Below are 16,812 nucleotides of genomic sequence, written 5' to 3'. Positions count from 1 at the left end.
CAATCCACACATCTTATGTAACTTTCTTGAGCTTTTTACCGCTCTGATCGGCACATAAACATTTTATGTACTCATCAGAACTGTAAAAGTGCTGTGCTCATCCACACACCAATCTCAACTCTGCTTGTGGTCGCATCACCCGCACCACAATATCTTGTATATCCACACACCATATTCTACAAAATATTGCATACATCCACAATCCCACGCCGATAAACCAGGTCTACCACTGCCAAATCCGGTTTATCACTACCAAACCCGGTCTACCAATGTAGATCAGTAGCGTGTGGTAGAAAATCAGCGTGTGGTCAACTCTTGATACTCGAAGGTAAGTGTGAATCAGTTCGTTCGACGGAATTTTTGTATACTATATAATGAGTGTTTTGGCGTTATTAACTACTATATATAGTGGTTTCATCTTCCTGTCAGTGGACTAAACATACTATGAAATATTCCCAATCAATTTACATTGGTTCCATGATTCTACAGGAGTCGCAGATACACCATATTTTTTATATCAATTACACCTAGTATTTATGCATTCTATTCAAAGAATTTTCCCATTTCTTAACCATAGAGGACATTATAAAGCTTAAAATACTTTTTATTCTGTCCCAGACGTTTCTGTATAAAGAAAACCGGTCCTGGATCATCAATGATAATTGCTGCTGAAATTCCGATATATAAAGGAGAAAGTACCACCAGACCGCCGAAAGAAAGTACTACATCCATCGCCCTTTTTATATATTTCTCATATATTCCCGGACAGTAATCCGATTTTCCTGCTGCTTCAAGATGTCCTCTGACACCATCTGCATTCTCAGGGTCATTATCATCCTTCACGAATGTAACTTTATATCCTTCCAGTGGATTTTTTTCTTTCGGTTCGTTTGCGTATACGGAGTCTTTTTTTTCTTTCCGCCTATAATATTCAGTGCAAGAAAGCTTACTCCCAGAACACTTCCTGTTATCTTCAGAAACTTCTCTATCTTCTTTTTGTTCATACTCACTCTCCCATTATTATAAGAAGGCCACAGAAATCAGACAGCTGATTTCATTTTTACAGTCTCAGTATCCATATCTGCAGGATGATATGTCTTCACCACTTCCTGCACACGTTCTCGTATATCATCTTTATTCTTATAGGCAGCCTCCAACAGCCCCTCCAGCTGCATCAGAAACTCTTCAATATCAAATGGAATCGGGCATCCGATATGTATCAGATCATTCTTCGTCCTCTTCAGCCCTTCCTCTGCCATCAGCTTCTCTTCATACAGTTTCTCACCCGGACGGAGACCTGAATACACTACTTTCATATCTATATCCGGCTTATATCCTGACAGACGAATCAGGTTTCTTGCCAGTGTATCGATCTTTACAGGCTCTCCCATATCCAGTACAAAGATCTCACCGCCTTTTGCATAGGTACCTGCAAGAAGCACCAGACTTACAGCCTCCGGAATTGTCATGAAATAGCGGATAATATCCGGATGTGTGACTGTTACCGGACCACCTGACTCAATCTGCTTCTTAAACAGCGGGATCACTGATCCATTGCTTCCCAGTACATTTCCGAAACGTACTGCCACAAATTCTGTGTGTGTATTTCTCAAGGCCTCTCTGACTTCAGGTGCCGTGATTACTTCATCCATTCTATGTGTGAAGAGCTGAGGAATCTCATAAGCTTTTCCCTCTTTGATCTTATAGTCAAATGCCTGAATCACCATTTCGCAGAGACGCTTTGATGCACCCATAATGTTGGTTGGATTTACCGCTTTGTCCGTGCTGATCAGGACGAAACGTTTACATCCATGTGCCATGGCTGCATATGCTGTTTTGTAAGTTCCAATGGCATTGTTCTTAATCGCTTCACAGGGACTGTCTTCCATCAGCGGCACATGCTTATGTGCAGCTGCGTGATATACAATATCAGGTCTGTAGTCTGCAAAAACCTTAAAAATCTTCCTGCTGTCCCTGACAGATCCGATTATTGTATCCAGCTTCATCTGCGGATATTTCTTCTTAAGTTCCAGCTGGATATCGTAGGCATTATTCTCATAGACATCAAACAGGATCAGATGTTTGGGATTGTGGGCTGCGATCTGTCTTGCCAGCTCTGATCCAATAGAACCTACCCCTGTCACAAGTACCACCTTACCTGTGATATATTCAAACACTTCTTTCATATCCGGTCTGATCGGGTCTCTTCCAAGAAGATCTTCGATCTGCACAGGTTTCATCTTGCTGACTGTCACCTGTCCGGAATAGAGCTGGTACATTCCTGGAAGATTTAAGAGTTCACAGGAAGTCTCATTACAGATGCGAAGGATTTCTCTTTTATCTTCGGGCTGTGCACTGGGAAGAGCCACATAGATCTTGTCAATCTCAAATTTGGCTGCTGCTTCCATAATGCAGTCTCTTCCGCCAAAAACCGGGATATTGTCTATATATCTGCCCCATTTGTTGGGATTATCATCAATAAAACAGCATACCCTCTCATTTGTCTCCTTGGAGTTCTTGATATCCCTCAGGATAAGCTGGCCTGCATTTCCTGCACCGATAAGCATGACCTTCTTCTCGGAAGCTGCAGGTTCTTCCCTTCTTCCTCTTAACAGAAGAATAAAGCGATAGGCAAACCGAACTCCCAGTGTCAGAATAAACTGCAGCATAATTCCAAATACATAATAAGAAACCGGCATCCTTTGCACCATTATGCTTACAAACACAATATGGCAGATACCGGTAATTCCTGTTCCCAGGATCACGCGAATCAGTTCTGTGTAACTTGCAAATCTCCAGATACTTTTATAAAGTCTCAGAAACCAGAACACAACCACACAAAATGCGGCATAAGTTCCAATTGTATGATAATAAGTTTCTATAAATACCGGATCAATTTTATTAAAATTACACTCAAACCGAATCCACAATGCACTCAGGTAAGAAACCAATACTGCGCAAAAATCATAAACGATCAATAACAGAGTCACGATTTCCCAGTGTTCCAGTTTCAGTTTCCGAAATGTTTTTTCTTTTTCTTTTTTCATCTCTTCTGTGTTAGCTTTCTTCATGTGTTTTAGCCCCAAACTGTATTTTCGCAAAAAAGGCACCGTCTTCACATTCTCCGCCACTACGGCAGATAAAATGTAGCCCAGTCCCCCCTGTTTTTTCAGAAATCTGTTTTGCAATTTCTCAATCTCATATTGTTCTTTCTTATTTGGCGCTTCATCCTTCCGTCCTTTTCAGGGCGTTTTTATTATACTCCAATACGAAGTATCATGCAACCACATTTTTCCTGTTCAGACGACATTTAACCCGATACTATGGCAAAGAAGTTCTCTTTTCGCACAGTATCGGGCTAAGTTTATCAGTTTTTATTCATTTTCCGGATTGTATTTACTGTGGCCGTATCCATATTTACCATATTTACCGTAACCATAGCTTCCAAATCCATTCTCCGCGCAGTTTAATACACAGCCAAGTACCTGGATACCGGTATCCGAGAGAAGCCCGATTCCTTCGGTAATGTATTTAATCTGTGCATAGTCCTGGCGGATCACATAGAGAGCACCATCTACAAAGGCGGCCAGTTCTGAAGCATCTGACATCATGGCTGAAGGCGGGGTATCTATGATCACATAATCATAATAGTCTGCAAGTTCTTCAATTGTCTCCTGCATTCTGCGGGAGGAGAGAAGTTCTGAGGCATTTCCTACAGATTTACGTCCAAGAAGCAGATCCAGCGTTGTGCCCTTATAATTGATAATGGCCTGTCCGGGTTTCGCTCTGTCACGAAGCACATCTGTGATTCCTACCTGAATATCTTTCTGGGTCATCTCCAGATTAGTATGGAGGGAAGGATTGCGAAGATCCCCGTCAATCAGGAGGACTTTTTTATCCCTCTCTGCAAATGCAATGGCAAGGTTCAGGGAAACTATTGTCTTTCCCTCTCCCGAGATGGAACTGGACACCAGCAGAGTCTCCACATTCTTCTCTTTCATTTCCTTCTCTGTTCTTGTCTTAAGGGCATTCATTGCCTCCAGGAAGGTTGCAGGGATCTTGTCATTGGTTATCAGAATACGGGAATCAAATTTATGATTTCTCTTCTTGAATTTTGTCAGAGGTATTGTTCCCAGGCAGGGAATATTCAGGTGCTTCTTCAGATCCTCGTATCTTCTGATTGTTGAATCATTGTATGCCAGCAGGAAAAGAATCACCAGCACAGCCAGAACTCCCAGCGCCCCTCCCTTAAGTACAGTTTTCGGAATACTGAGGGCATTGGATGACTGATCGTTTAATCCTGTCTGGTCAATCACTGTCAGGGTTACATTTCCAACTACCTCTGTCACATAATCAGGTAAGTACCGGATCAGTGCATCAATTACCTGCTGCCCCTGTGTGTCACTGGCAGAGACTGCTGTTACAGTGAGAAGGTTTGTGTCTTCCATTGAAGATGCTGTGAGAGTTGCAGGCAGACTGTTTCCATTCATCAGTCCTATCTCTTTGCGGATCCTGTTCTCCAGGCCACCACTTCTGAGAAGATAGGGAAAGGATTTGGCAATGCGGGCTGTGACAACAGAGTCTACTGTATTGGTATTGTCCTTTGTCACAACAAAGGTCACATAAGATTCATACACCGGATGATAACTGTACACCATATATCCTGTAAATCCTACAGTTACTATAATCACAAGGAGGATCAGTCTTCCCCAGTATCTGCGGAAATTCTTCCACATGGTTTCTGCCAGATCCCATAGGTCTATCTGGTTATCTGTCTGTATATTTTCGTTTTCTTCATATATCTGCATAGACGTCTCCTCCTTTACTCTGTTTTACTTTCCGGCAGTTTTGTGTCTTCCGGTAAATCATTTCCTGAAGAAGCCGTTTTTCCGTATTTTCCGTACTTGCCATATTTGCTGTATCTTCCATATTTACCGCCATATCCGTAGGAATATCCATATTCTGCTGATTTCGGCAGTACTTTTGTATGGACTGCATTCAGAACACAACCATAGACTTCCATATTTGTCTTCTTAAGAGTATCCAGCGTGTCGTTGATATCCGGAATCCTGGATGCCTGCTGGCGCACTACAAGGATTCCTGCATCTGCATAATCTGCCAGGATCTCCACATCGGGAAACATTCCTGCAGGCGGTGTATCTACGATCATATAATCCACTGCTCTTCTTGCCATCTTAAACACATTTCTCATTCCATCTGATGACAGTCTGATATCGGAATTTCTGAAAGATCTTGTCCCAAATACATAATAAAGACCGGTATCTTTGTCTCTGGATAGCACATCCTGGAATGTACTCTTCTCATCCAGATAGTTTCCAAACTCGATCTCTGGTGTGATTTTTTTGTCAAAAACTTTATACAGAGTCGGTTTTCTCAAGTCTGCATCCATAAGAAGGACTCTTCTGTTCTTGTTCGCAAGAGCGAGGGCAAGGTTTGCAGCTATTGTGGACTTTCCTTCATTCTCACGCACACTGGTTACCAGGATGACTTTGTGATGGTGCTTTCTGGCATAATAATCCAGCTTTGTTGCCATCTTTCTGATATTCTCTCCATAGAAGAAGCTGGTAACAGGATTTGTAATAAGAATACTTGTCTTTTTGTCTTTCTTTGGTTTCTTTTCGTAATAAATACTGGCAAAGAGTTTGGTATCCAGCAGAGCTGTAACCTGATTCTCATTCTTGATGTCATCACGCATAAAGCATAAGACTGCGATCAGAAGTGCTGTTCCCAGGATTCCGATCAGGAAGCCTCTTACTGCCCATGTCCGTTCCAGACCTGCATTGGAGGCTATGGTAGGGATAGATGGCTCTTTCATTACTTCCAGTACAAAGGAAGAGATAACATAGTCAGATACTTTGGAGTAATTCTGTATTGCAGATTTCGCCAGGAGGTAGGCATCCCCGGGTTTTGCTGATGTACTCTGAAGTATGATCAGGTTTGTCTCAGGAACTATGCTTGCGCTGAGATTACCGGGAAGATTTTCTACTCCCAGTTCTTTCTGTACGGTGTTTTTCAGTGTATTACTGCTGAGGATCTTCTGATACTGACCTGCAACCTTCTCCAGAGCTGTATCTGTGTAAACTGCATCATCATTCCCACTATTGGTGATGACCAGTGTTGCCTGTGACGTATAGACAGGGTTCTTTAAGAGGCTGATCCCCATGTAGCTCCACATTCCAAGAATGCATCCGCACAGCAGGATGACCCACCAGCTGCGGACCAGCGCACGGATGATGGCAGGTATGTCGATATCATTATTCCTCTGCTGATAAACTTTTGTTTCTGCGTTCATACTTCCTCCTATTCCACCACCACGATCATCTGTGTAGTGCCTGTGTATCCTTTTTTGGTGGTGCAGGAATACTCTACTGTGTAAGTACCTGCCTTGTCTGTCTTTACGTTGGACTGATAGCTGACTGCGTCATAACTGATCGCTCCTGTCACCTGTTTATCAGTCTGTGTGGTTGTTGGCAGTTCGCTTCCTTCCGGAAGGGCTGACTCAGATTCTTCACTGGTAATATTCTCATCAAATGCGTACAGATTATTTCCGATTCCTACGGAATCAAGGTAATTCTTCGGATCAAATGTGCTGCCTTCGGAAATATAAACCAGATACTTTTTCAGATACAGATTCGGATGAAACAGTCTTTCTTCATAGGAATCTGTATAGTATTCTACAGAAACAGGAAGAACCGCCCTGTCTCCCAGGCTGTTGACAGCTTCTATCTGATAATCGAAGATTCCTGCCCCTGTATAATCGGCTTCCTCGTCCTTCTGTGTAAGTTTAACTCTGTTGGTAATGTCACCGTCTATGCAGTCTGAGGCCGTAATATACTTCAGAATCTGGTTTGAGGGACCTGCCGGAAAACGTAATGGCTGTGTGATATTAAAGTGAATCGGTCTGTAATCTGTGAAGTTCACTGTGCGGGATGCCTTGGAAACATTGTTGGATCTGTTAAATGCGGCACAGACAACTGTGCAGGCTCCATCCTCTCCCATCTGCATGGATTCAATGATCAGGGAATCGCTGACATCTCCGTCTTTCTTATCCTCTGCCTTAATCCCTTTCAGCAAAGTTTTATCAGAATCTTCTATGCTTGCCTCGATAGTCTCTTTTTTTATAGTGATCACAGGACCTTCTGTGTCTCTTGACATATAGCTGCTGCCTGTATAGATTCCAAATATCACGCAGGTCACTATAAAAACAGCTATGATCAGTCTGTTTATTCTTTTCATCTGTCTCTTGTTTTCTCCTTATCTTCTACCAGTATCTGTTCCGTCTGTATGGCCTGGGAGGAAATGAAAGGATTTCCTCTCCTGAAAGAATCCTGACAGGATTTTCATTTAATACCAGATTTCTGTATTTACTTCCTGCAGTTTCTCCCAGAAACCGGAAGATATTCGTCATGTCCGGTGTTCTGTGCTGTGTCCCGTGTGCATCGCTGGCAATCACATGAACAAGGTTGTGTTCCAGCAGGGAAACAGCGGTATCCCTCTCCTTCTTTCCAAAAGCTCCAAGAGGGCTTCCCTTGTTAACCTGGATCACATAGCCACGCCGGACCCAGTCATATATGATCTCCGGCGCTCTCTGTATAAAGTAATATCGTTCCACATGGGCGATCACAAGAGTATAGCCTGCTTCTTCCAGCATACAAAGATATTCCTCTGCCATCCAGAGTTCTTCCCGGAAATCAAATTCTATGAGAATATATTTTGTTTCATTCAGAGTGAGCAGTTCTCCTGCTCTCAGTCCGGCTGCCGCATCCGCAGTCATAAATATCTCCATACCCGAATAGAGCCTTATGGGAATGTCTGCCCTGACCAGTTCCTGTTTAAGGAGACGGTAGGCATTTTTATACTCCTCTGTTGTAAGAGGTTTCGGACCCAGATTTCCGTGAGAGGTAGCAACGATTCCACGGGTTCCTCCGGCAGCGGCAATCCTGCACATCTCCAGCGATTCCTCCAGATTGCGGGAACCGTCATCTATTCCGGGAAGGATGTGTGTATGTAAATCTATCATTTTATTTTTCTCCGTAAATAACGCAGGGCTCTTACCAGAAATCTCCGGAAGGGATAAAGCAATGTCCATACTCGAACATATAGCAGATACCTCCGGTCTTCACAGGATATGTATCTGTCTTTTCTGTAAAAGCCGGTCATGACTCCCAGAATCTGTTCCTCTGTGATTCCTTTTTCATCCTGATAGGTATTGTCGCCTCTGATCAGGTATCCCTGCGGGGTACATTGTATGATACGGTGCAGAACCAGTCTTCCGTCAGATACTCTACGGTATAAAACTACATCATATTTACAGGGTGGCTGTTCCGGGTATTAAGGATCTCTGTGTCGATCTGAACTTCTTCTGTATGGACGGGCTGCAGTTGTGGTCTGCTTGCCTGTCCCTTCCGGGTAATCTTCTCCTGTCCGGAATGGAACATATATGCAACAGTACCAACACCTGCCAGCAGCAGAACCAGCAGGAATATCAGGATTCCCTTCAGGATCTTTTTCTTTTTTCTTTTTCTATGAGGTCTGTGATGAGAAAAAGTTCCCCTTCTGCCTTCATCTCTCCTCACTTTGTCAAGGTCTATCTTCTGTTCTTCCAATTATCTACTCCGTTTCTGTCAAAACACCCTGAACCAGATATCGGGAGGAAGCGTTACTTCCCATACAGGTGGACAGTGTAATAATCTTATCTTTTGCTGTTACTTTTGGCTTATCAAGAGTGTAGGCATCCATAGAGCGGATGTTGTATATCTCATCCAGATAATTCTGAAAGACTTTTTGGTCACTGAAATCAAAAGAATTCAGTATATGCCTGTCATCATATGTATATGCTGCAAAGATAGTATAGTGCAGGATGTGCTCCGGTGTGTAGATGAGGATTTCTCTGTGCTGATCAAAGAAGTCTCTGTCACGGAAATTATGGAGTGTGGCAAACATGCTTCCATCTTTCATATTGTGGCCATACAGTACTGTATTGGGGTCTGAGAAGTCTTTGGCATTCTGCATCTCTGTGTAGATTGCACCGGCGTACAGATCTTCTTTGTCGATTCCTCTGTGGATATAGAAGGTATCGTCTGTGCTGCTCTGCACAACAGGGTAATCGACATTGGTTCCGTCTATTTTTATCCATGCATAGATGTCTTCATTCTCTTTTTGAAGAGATGAGAAGTCTATGGGGATTTCTACCGGGACTTCTGTTGGTGTAGGAACCGGGGTTTCGGTGGCTTCTACAGGGGTTGGCGTTGTTTCTTTATCTGTTTTATCTGACTGCTCTGCAGTCTTTTTTGCTTCTTCGTATAGTTCTTCTGCATGTTTCTGGTTCTGGCGATAGTGCAGGATGTAACCTCCGGATATGAGGCATCCGGTGAGAGCGATCGCACAGAGAACTGCCCATGTCTTTTTTTTCATTTTCGTTTACCTGATATGTTCCTTCGTTAGTATGTGTGTTTGAATGTCAAATTATATGAAATCCGACGTCTTTTTATACCATAGCATAAATATGGGGATTCGTAAAGTAGACAACATTCCTGTATTTTACCAATTTTCAAATATGTCATCTAATATGTATTCAAATTTCACTTTGTAATCTTCAATAGATTCAATGATAAAAGCATAATAAGGAACATCCAGACAGTCATTCTTTCCTTCCATAATATCCTGTTTATATGTTTTCTTTGTCTCTTTTATTTTTTTGTCAAATTCTACGTCTCCTCGAAAGCATCCTATATGGATAAATGCATCAAAGATATTATTTCCACTGTTGACTACCTTTTCTTTGCATTTTCTATTTGTTGTCTGTAGTTCTTTTCTTGATAATGTTTTTTTGCACTCAATTGCAACAAACTTCATACATTCATCCTTTTCTATCCCCAAAACTACATCTATCTCCCGAATATTTTTATTGTTCTTATCAGCAAAGAAATTAAATTTCCCGCCTGGCAATATATATTTCACATGATAAGCAGTATTATCCAGTTTTTTTATAATTTCTACTGTAAAATCCTCAAACCAATTTTGCAGATAATATCTCATCAGATCCGGGCGAAATGTATATACATAATCAGCTACTGTTTCATCCTCCGGTGCTTCATTATCAAGGCACAAAATTGTTTTCTCTTTACTATTCATATGGATACTATGTTTCCAGTATGGGGTAGCATATTTCCGTATCTGCGTGATGGGAACATCTCTTTCTTCGCCATTCACAGTAATTTTCTGCTTCGTAACTTCTTCGTAGATATTTTTTCCAAAATATCCTTCCATATCTATAGATTGAAAAATCTTGCGAAATCTTTCAAAATAATCTTCAACAAGCGTGCATTCCAGGAAGTCTTTATAAATCTTTTTTTCTTTTGAAGAGTCATCCTCCAGCATATACTGCTGTAATTCGACCCATCGAATATCTTTCTCTGTTTTTACGGATATTTCTTTTTGTACGCAATACTTTAATATCTTCTGCAAAAAATCAGATAAACCTTTAAGGGAAAAAGTCTTTATTACCAGATACACTTTCTCAGGCAGTAAACTATACCCTACCATTATCATTTCGTCCTGAATGTTTTTTCTTCCGCGTACATGATTTCTGATAAAATCAATATATTTTGTCCTGAAATCATGAAACAGGCACTCGTCATTTGGATTATTATTCTCTTCATATTTCTTAATATATTCTGTTAATTCTTCAGGCGCTGAAAGGAGAAACTTAAAGTCCGGATCTATTTCCTGCAGCCAGAAACGGATATCAATAGGCTGCTGCTCAGTTAAATCTATTTCCAACTGATATTTTATAATCTGTGTTTCATTTATATCGTCGTACTTAAATCCAATATCACCTATCGAAAATAACAGATCATCACCTGTATTCTTTACCACTTTAATTGTCCGCATTTGCTCTCCTTGAATTCAACATCTCCAGATAACCATCCATATCACACTTTATATCTTCATTCCCATATATCAGGCTTATTGCGTTACACACTGTAGCATCCTGATAAATAATGATTTTAATTTTTTCCTTTTCTTCTGTCAGTTTCCCAATCTGTCCTATTGATGGAGCCGGATAAATAAGATATCCCTTTTCTTCTTTTAAATTTTCCTCTAATAATCTCAGCCTTTTTTCCAGATCTTCCTTCGACGGATTATCTGTCGCAACAATATGATATCTTTTCATTATGTTATCTTTATTTGTTACGTATTCTCCCCTTTTTTTGCTTCGTGAAATTATATTTTCTTTCGAAATTTCCATTACCTTTTCGCTCATTTCACATAACATAGTTTTTCTGGATATCGAAGTTGCATTTTTCCACGCCATATGTTTTTTTATGCTGTTGGATGTCAGCCGTGTCACCCTGCGCTCTTTCTCCTCTTTTTTATCAGACATTTTTTTTCTATATTGTTCCAGCACCTGCATAATTACCTGTGTATATGCTCTGTAATTGGTTTTTTCTTTTATTTCCGGAGCACTGCAAATTGCATAAAACATAGCTTTTTTGTTCTCTCCAAAAGAAATTTCATAATATTTTTCATATCTTTTTAAGATCATTTCAAACAAACTGTATACTTCTTCTCTGGAAGATATATCCGCAATCTGATATGTCAGATTCGCCTTTCTTGATTTAAAAGCGGGGTCATCTGAACTTTCTGATTTTTTATCCGCAGAAATACTTTCCGCAAATACAAAAAACATATTTCCAAATGTTTCAATATTATCAGTAAAAAGTTTAATATCTTCAAACAGATTTTTTCTATCTGTTTTGTTCTTCCAGGAGAAAACATGCTCATATTCATCAAAAACAATTATCAGATAATTGTTTATCCATTTCAGGTATTCTGCAACCATCTCAATGACGTCATAATAAAATTGACCATCCAGATCTGATTTCCTGAAGTTAAATTTTTTAAGATGTTCAGGCAGATAGTTTCCTTTGAGAATGGAAACCGCCTGAATCTGTGAAACAACATCCTCACCTCTTGCCGCTTCGTATAATATCAGAGCAAGGGCCGATCCTATGGAATATTTCTCTTGTAAAGCAAATATAATGGATGCTTTATTATCAGACAATGCATCTTTTTCTGCTATGCCAACAAAAAGATCCGCACAGTCCTTGAGCATTCTCTGACTAACGCTCTCTAAAACTTTTCTCTTTAAATCCGTTTTTTCCTGTTTTAATGAAACTTTTCTGGCAATAATATTTTCATACTCTTCAAAAAAACTATAGATCATTCTTATAAAATGAGATTTTCCATTTCCATAGTTGCTTTTCAGAAAAATTATTTCCAGCCCCTGTGCTTTATTTTTATCAAAAAAAACAGAAAATCTTTCTATAATTTTCTGCTTTAGTTCCTCTTGATTCACCAAAAAAGAGGGTGTCTCAGGAGCTGTTCCCATGGAAAAGTGTTTCAGTTCAATGCCGAGTTCTTTCATAGTCAGGCTATCAAACCTGTCATTAAACATTTTTTTGCAATCATCTGCAGATATCTTTTTCTTCATTCGCTTACTCCCTCCAACAAGCTGTTTTTTATTTTCATGTGCGTATAATATTCCGTGTTTATCATATATATTTTATTTTGAGTCGCCCAGTCCGGTAACATAAGTAGCTCAATTTTAAATTTCATATTTATATCATTCAGTAAATCATTAATAAATACAACAATTTCATAGCTCTTATCTATTTTCTTCAGTTCATTGTCAAGCTCTTCCAATGCAACAAGCTTTCCATATTGATTCGTTAATTTTAAATATATTTCCTGAAGAATTCTCTCATGACCCGTAACCGGCAGAATATCAATAATCTTAAATATATTAACAATGGGTCTGACCCATCTTATAAAATTTTTCTTTTGTATATTCAGATATTCATTTGTCAGATATTCTGCAATAACTGCTATATCATATGTTTTTTCTCTGTGAATGACAGATTCTACTGTATTCAATTCCCAACTTCTATTTCGTCTGACAGATTCTGATAATATCATTTTCAGATAGTTGTCTTCCCGATCTTCTTTTAGCCGGTCTGCTTCGTAATTCAGAAATATTTTTTTCTGATTTATATTAAATATTCCGATTCTGGCAAGATTGTTCCGATAATGATGCGTAACTTTTTCTTTACCCTTTACTGTTGCAATTATATTGTCAACTTCATCTACGCTCATTCCGTTTTTCAATTGAGATAAAATCTCCCGATATTCATCTTTGCTGTTAGGTAAATGCGCATATGATGACCATGACATTGTTTTTATCGCTCCTTTCTTATCGTCTGATTCAATTTCTCTACTAAATCTGCAAATATTATTTCATTTTTGGGACCTGGGCGGGATATTAGCTTTTTATATTCGTTTCCATAATAGTCCTGAAGTTCTCTGTCAGGAATCAGTATACAAATATTAAATAGCCCTTCCTGTGTGATGTATTTACTGCAGGATCCTTTTGCAATCCCTTTTAGCTGCATCTGTCCGAATTCAGATGCCAGAAAGAGTGTTACATAATAAGGATTAATATTCTGCAATCTTACCGCATAAATGCAGTCGCTGAAAAACAATCCGGAATAACTTTTTAATACAATTCCTGTTTTTCCGAGGCATCCCTTTCCAACTCTTCCTATCAGCACCATATTTTCGCTTAAAACAGCTTTTCCAAAAAATTCTTTATCGTTAGATACATACCGTTTATTTTTATTGGTAATATATAATTTCTGTAAATCTGTAGTATGAATGTATCTTATTCCTTTGTCTGCCAATAATTCTTTATTATTTGTAATGGATTTTCCTCTTCTGCATTCCTGTATATAATTCCCCAGAATATCCTTTTTCATTTTTACATTTTGGGTAAATATATCTGAATGTTTCAATAACGACTGATATTCCAAATCCCATCTGTCCGTTTCACTTATCTGAACATTCTGACACACAGACAATTCATAATCACTATTCAAATACTGTACATTTATATATGACTGGCTGATTTTCTGCTTCTTTTTTTTCTTCATTAACATCAGACAGGTATCTGCATCAATTTTTTTAAAACAGGTATTAAAAATCTTCATTATTTTAATAATCGTAACTTTCTCTGGCAGCTGTCTGCGGATCTCTTTATATAAATCCAATGACAGAAATCCATATGGAAGAATGATACAGATATAACCATTTTCTTTTACTATATCAATATATTTATATAGAAATCGAATTTCTATTGGCATAATTTTCTTTTCATTTTTATTAATATCAATTTCTGATTGTTTATAAAAATCAAAAGGAGGATTTGCTATAGCCAGGTCAAATCCTCGTTTTTTTACTATTTTATTATAGCTTTTCCAATTTTCAAGATCAGATGACAAACTATTTCCATGGAAAGTTTTTATATATGGACTGTCTTTATTAATTTTCAAAATCAATTCTTCATCAATATCAGCTCCATACAGTCGGGCATCCGGCCAACGATCTTTTGCTTTTTCAAGCAGACCACATTCCCCCATAGAGAGGTCTATTACTGTTTTTATCCTGTCATCCGGTATCATGTTAACCATATATTCAGCCAGTTTATCCGGAGTAAAATACTGTTTATAATCTTTTACAAGATTCATTGTGTATTCCTTTTCTTCTTAGCAAGGTATAGATTACTGTCAGGCGGATATATGCATCCGCATTCGGCTAAAATAATAGTATCATAAAAATATTTTTTCGTAAAGAAAAAACCGTCTGTATAAGATCACTCTTATACAGACGGTACTTCTCAATTTAATCTGACCTTATATAATTAATAAGTCATACAGATATTATTCTTCTGCAGCTTCCTCAGCCGGTGCCTCAAGAGCTTTCATGCTCAGGCTGATCTTCTTGTCTTCGCCGTTGAAGTCAACAACCTTAGCTTCGATTTCCTGTCCGATAGAAAGTACATCTGCAGGTTTTGCAACGTGCTCTCTGGAAATCTGGGATACGTGAAGGAGTGCGTCTACTCCAGGTGCAAGTTCTACGAATGCACCGAAGTCTGTCATACGTGCAACTTTACCTTTTACTACGTTTCCTACAGCAAATTTCTCAGCTGCTGTAAGCCATGGATTCTCCTCAGGGAATTTCAGGGAAAGTGCAATCTTATCTCCATTGATATCCTTAATCAGGACTTTCAGCTTCTCGCCAACAGTGAATACCTTCTTCGGATTCTCTACTCTGCCCCAGGACATTTCGGAAATGTGAAGAAGTCCGTCTGCACCGCCAAGGTCAACGAATGCACCGAAATCTGTAACATTCTTAACAACACCTTCTACTGTGTCACCAACATGGATCTTTTCCATTAATTCTTTCTGTTTTTCTGCTTTTTCAGCAAGAAGAAGCTGCTTACGGTTACCGATGATGCGGCGTCTTCTCGGATTGAATTCTGTAATAACGAATTCTATCTCCTGATCTGCATATTTGGAAAGGTCTTTCTCGTATGTGTCGGAAACAAGACTTGCAGGAATGAATACTCTTGCTTCGTCTACGTTTACACAAAGTCCGCCGTCAAGTACCTGAGTTACAGGAGCCTTTAATACTTCCTGATTCTCAAATGCTTCTTCAAGACGTTTGTTGCCTTTCTCTGCTGCCAGTCTCTTGTAAGTAAGAGTTACCTGACCTTCTCCATCATTTACTTTGAGAACTTTTGCTTCCATTGTGTCTCCAACATGAACAGCATCTGTGAGTACAAGGCTTGCATCGTTAGAGTATTCGTTCTTTGTGATAATACCGTCTGCTTTATAACCGATATTCAGAATAATCTCATCTTCTTTTACATCGATGACAGTACCCTGTACAATCTCTCCATTTCTGATAGTTTTTACGGAATCTTCCAGCATCTGTTCAAAACTTAATTCTGACATGTTCTTGAACCTCCTCAATAATTTTGTTTGGGGTGGAAGCCCCTGCTGTAATACCTACATAACTACTGCATTGGAACATTTCAGAATCCAAGTCTACAGGTGTTTGTATATAGTAAGTATTTCCACATTCCTTTTTACATATTTCAAACAGCTTTTGAGTATTGGAACTGTGCCGGCCGCCTACGACCAGCATAGTGTCTACCTCTCCGGCTATGTTTTTTGCTTCTCTCTGCCGTTCTTCGGTAGCATTACAAATAGTGTTTAAAATATTGAGAATATTTAAAACATTATTATCATACCTCTTTTTGCAAAGAATTTCAACTAAATCTTTAAATTTGTTGTAATTAAATGTCGTCTGGGACACAATACTTATTTTTTTCCCTTTTGGAGGTACAAATGCCTCTGCTTCGTCCTGGTTTTTGATTACTGTGTAAGGGCCCTGACACCATCCGCAGATTCCCTGAACCTCCGGGTGATCTTTGTCACCGATGATCACTACGTGATTTCCGGCCAGACTTTCTTTCTCTACGACGCGGTGGATCTTCAGAACGAAGGGGCAGGTCACATCTACGTAAGAGATGTTTTTTTCTTTTAGTTTATCGTAGATGGGTTTGCCCACACCGTGGGAACGGATGACTACTGTTCCGCTTTGCAGGATGTCATCCGGGGAATCCAGATCTGCTTCTGTGATAACATGGACGCCTCGGGCTTCCAGATCTGCTACTACGCCTTCATTGTGGATAATCGGCCCCAGAGTGAAGATGGGTTTCTGTTCTGTGTCTATAAGTTCGTAGACTTTGTCTACTGCACGTTTGACACCGAAGCAGAAGCCTGCTGTCTCTGCTACTTTAACTTTCATGACTAGTCCTCTTAATTTATATTCATTACCATTCTTCTGAAATTCAACCGAATAACCGCCCTTCTGATGAACTACAGG

General features: G+C 39.5%; 15 protein-coding genes. All 15 read right to left on the bottom strand.

What is annotated here, in order from left to right; translation table 11 throughout:
* Window positions 1–567: 567 nt before the first annotated feature.
* The 15 genes from ACTNC6_RS03275 to ispH all read right to left on the bottom strand — a co-directional run bounded on the left by ACTNC6_RS03275 (window position 568) and on the right by ispH (window position 16,734).
* Entirely contained in the window at window positions 568–843 is a 276-nt protein-coding gene (locus tag ACTNC6_RS03275; RefSeq protein ID WP_441043204.1) for a sugar transferase, read from the bottom strand.
* A complete protein-coding gene (locus ACTNC6_RS03270) occupies window positions 840–1,004 on the bottom strand; it encodes a hypothetical protein (RefSeq protein ID WP_441043203.1) in 165 nt (54 codons plus the stop codon). The genes ACTNC6_RS03275 and ACTNC6_RS03270 overlap by 4 nt, the downstream gene beginning before the upstream one ends.
* 36 nt (window positions 1,005–1,040) lie before the next feature.
* Window positions 1,041–3,071: a polysaccharide biosynthesis protein gene (locus ACTNC6_RS03265; protein WP_441043202.1), complete on the bottom strand. Its 2,031-nt coding sequence runs from the start codon at window positions 3,069–3,071 to the stop codon at window positions 1,041–1,043.
* A gap of 303 nt (window positions 3,072–3,374) precedes the next feature.
* The gene (locus ACTNC6_RS03260; RefSeq protein WP_441043201.1) at window positions 3,375–4,808 is read right to left on the bottom strand and encodes a polysaccharide biosynthesis tyrosine autokinase; all 1,434 of its coding nucleotides are present in this window, start codon (window positions 4,806–4,808) and stop codon (window positions 3,375–3,377) included.
* A 14-nt stretch (window positions 4,809–4,822) separates the two neighbouring features.
* Window positions 4,823–6,313 carry a polysaccharide biosynthesis tyrosine autokinase gene (locus ACTNC6_RS03255; protein WP_441043200.1) on the bottom strand — a complete coding sequence of 497 codons (1,491 nt, stop codon included), beginning with the start codon at window positions 6,311–6,313 and terminating at the stop codon, window positions 4,823–4,825.
* An 8-nt stretch (window positions 6,314–6,321) separates the two neighbouring features.
* Window positions 6,322–7,257: a hypothetical protein gene (locus ACTNC6_RS03250; RefSeq protein ID WP_441043199.1), complete on the bottom strand. Its 936-nt coding sequence runs from the start codon at window positions 7,255–7,257 to the stop codon at window positions 6,322–6,324.
* A gap of 25 nt (window positions 7,258–7,282) precedes the next feature.
* Window positions 7,283–8,041: a tyrosine-protein phosphatase gene (locus ACTNC6_RS03245; RefSeq protein ID WP_441043198.1), complete on the bottom strand. Its 759-nt coding sequence runs from the start codon at window positions 8,039–8,041 to the stop codon at window positions 7,283–7,285.
* 277 nt (window positions 8,042–8,318) lie between these two features.
* A complete protein-coding gene (locus tag ACTNC6_RS03240) occupies window positions 8,319–8,627 on the bottom strand; it encodes a hypothetical protein (RefSeq protein WP_441043197.1) in 309 nt (102 codons plus the stop codon).
* A gap of 4 nt (window positions 8,628–8,631) precedes the next feature.
* Window positions 8,632–9,435 (bottom strand): class B sortase, encoded by an 804-nt coding sequence (gene srtB / locus ACTNC6_RS03235; protein ID WP_441043196.1) that lies wholly within the window; start codon window positions 9,433–9,435, stop codon window positions 8,632–8,634.
* A 126-nt stretch (window positions 9,436–9,561) separates the two neighbouring features.
* Window positions 9,562–10,914 (bottom strand): hypothetical protein, encoded by a 1,353-nt coding sequence (locus ACTNC6_RS03230; protein ID WP_441043195.1) that lies wholly within the window; start codon window positions 10,912–10,914, stop codon window positions 9,562–9,564.
* Window positions 10,901–12,517 carry a hypothetical protein gene (locus ACTNC6_RS03225; protein WP_441043194.1) on the bottom strand — a complete coding sequence of 539 codons (1,617 nt, stop codon included), beginning with the start codon at window positions 12,515–12,517 and terminating at the stop codon, window positions 10,901–10,903. Before ACTNC6_RS03225 ends, ACTNC6_RS03230 begins: the two co-directional genes overlap by 14 nt.
* The gene (locus ACTNC6_RS03220; RefSeq protein ID WP_441043193.1) at window positions 12,514–13,257 is read right to left on the bottom strand and encodes a hypothetical protein; all 744 of its coding nucleotides are present in this window, start codon (window positions 13,255–13,257) and stop codon (window positions 12,514–12,516) included. The genes ACTNC6_RS03225 and ACTNC6_RS03220 overlap by 4 nt, the downstream gene beginning before the upstream one ends.
* A 5-nt stretch (window positions 13,258–13,262) precedes the next feature.
* Window positions 13,263–14,606 carry an N-6 DNA methylase gene (locus ACTNC6_RS03215; protein WP_441043192.1) on the bottom strand — a complete coding sequence of 448 codons (1,344 nt, stop codon included), beginning with the start codon at window positions 14,604–14,606 and terminating at the stop codon, window positions 13,263–13,265.
* 192 nt (window positions 14,607–14,798) lie between these two features.
* On the bottom strand, window positions 14,799–15,875 hold the full coding sequence (rpsA, locus tag ACTNC6_RS03210; protein ID WP_441043191.1) for a 30S ribosomal protein S1: 1,077 nt from the start codon (window positions 15,873–15,875) through the stop codon (window positions 14,799–14,801).
* Window positions 15,856–16,734, bottom strand: coding sequence for a 4-hydroxy-3-methylbut-2-enyl diphosphate reductase (ispH, locus tag ACTNC6_RS03205; RefSeq protein ID WP_441036423.1), 879 nt, complete (start codon window positions 16,732–16,734; stop codon window positions 15,856–15,858). The genes rpsA and ispH overlap by 20 nt, the downstream gene beginning before the upstream one ends.
* Window positions 16,735–16,812: the final 78 nt, after the last annotated feature.

Origin of the sequence: Blautia sp. HCP3S3_C4 (assembly GCF_052064095.1) — a bacterium.
Taxonomy (GTDB): Bacteria; Bacillota; Clostridia; order Lachnospirales; family Lachnospiraceae; genus Blautia_A.
Note: the sequence above shows the minus strand (reverse complement) of the source record. Positions and strands in the feature narration are given on the sequence as shown.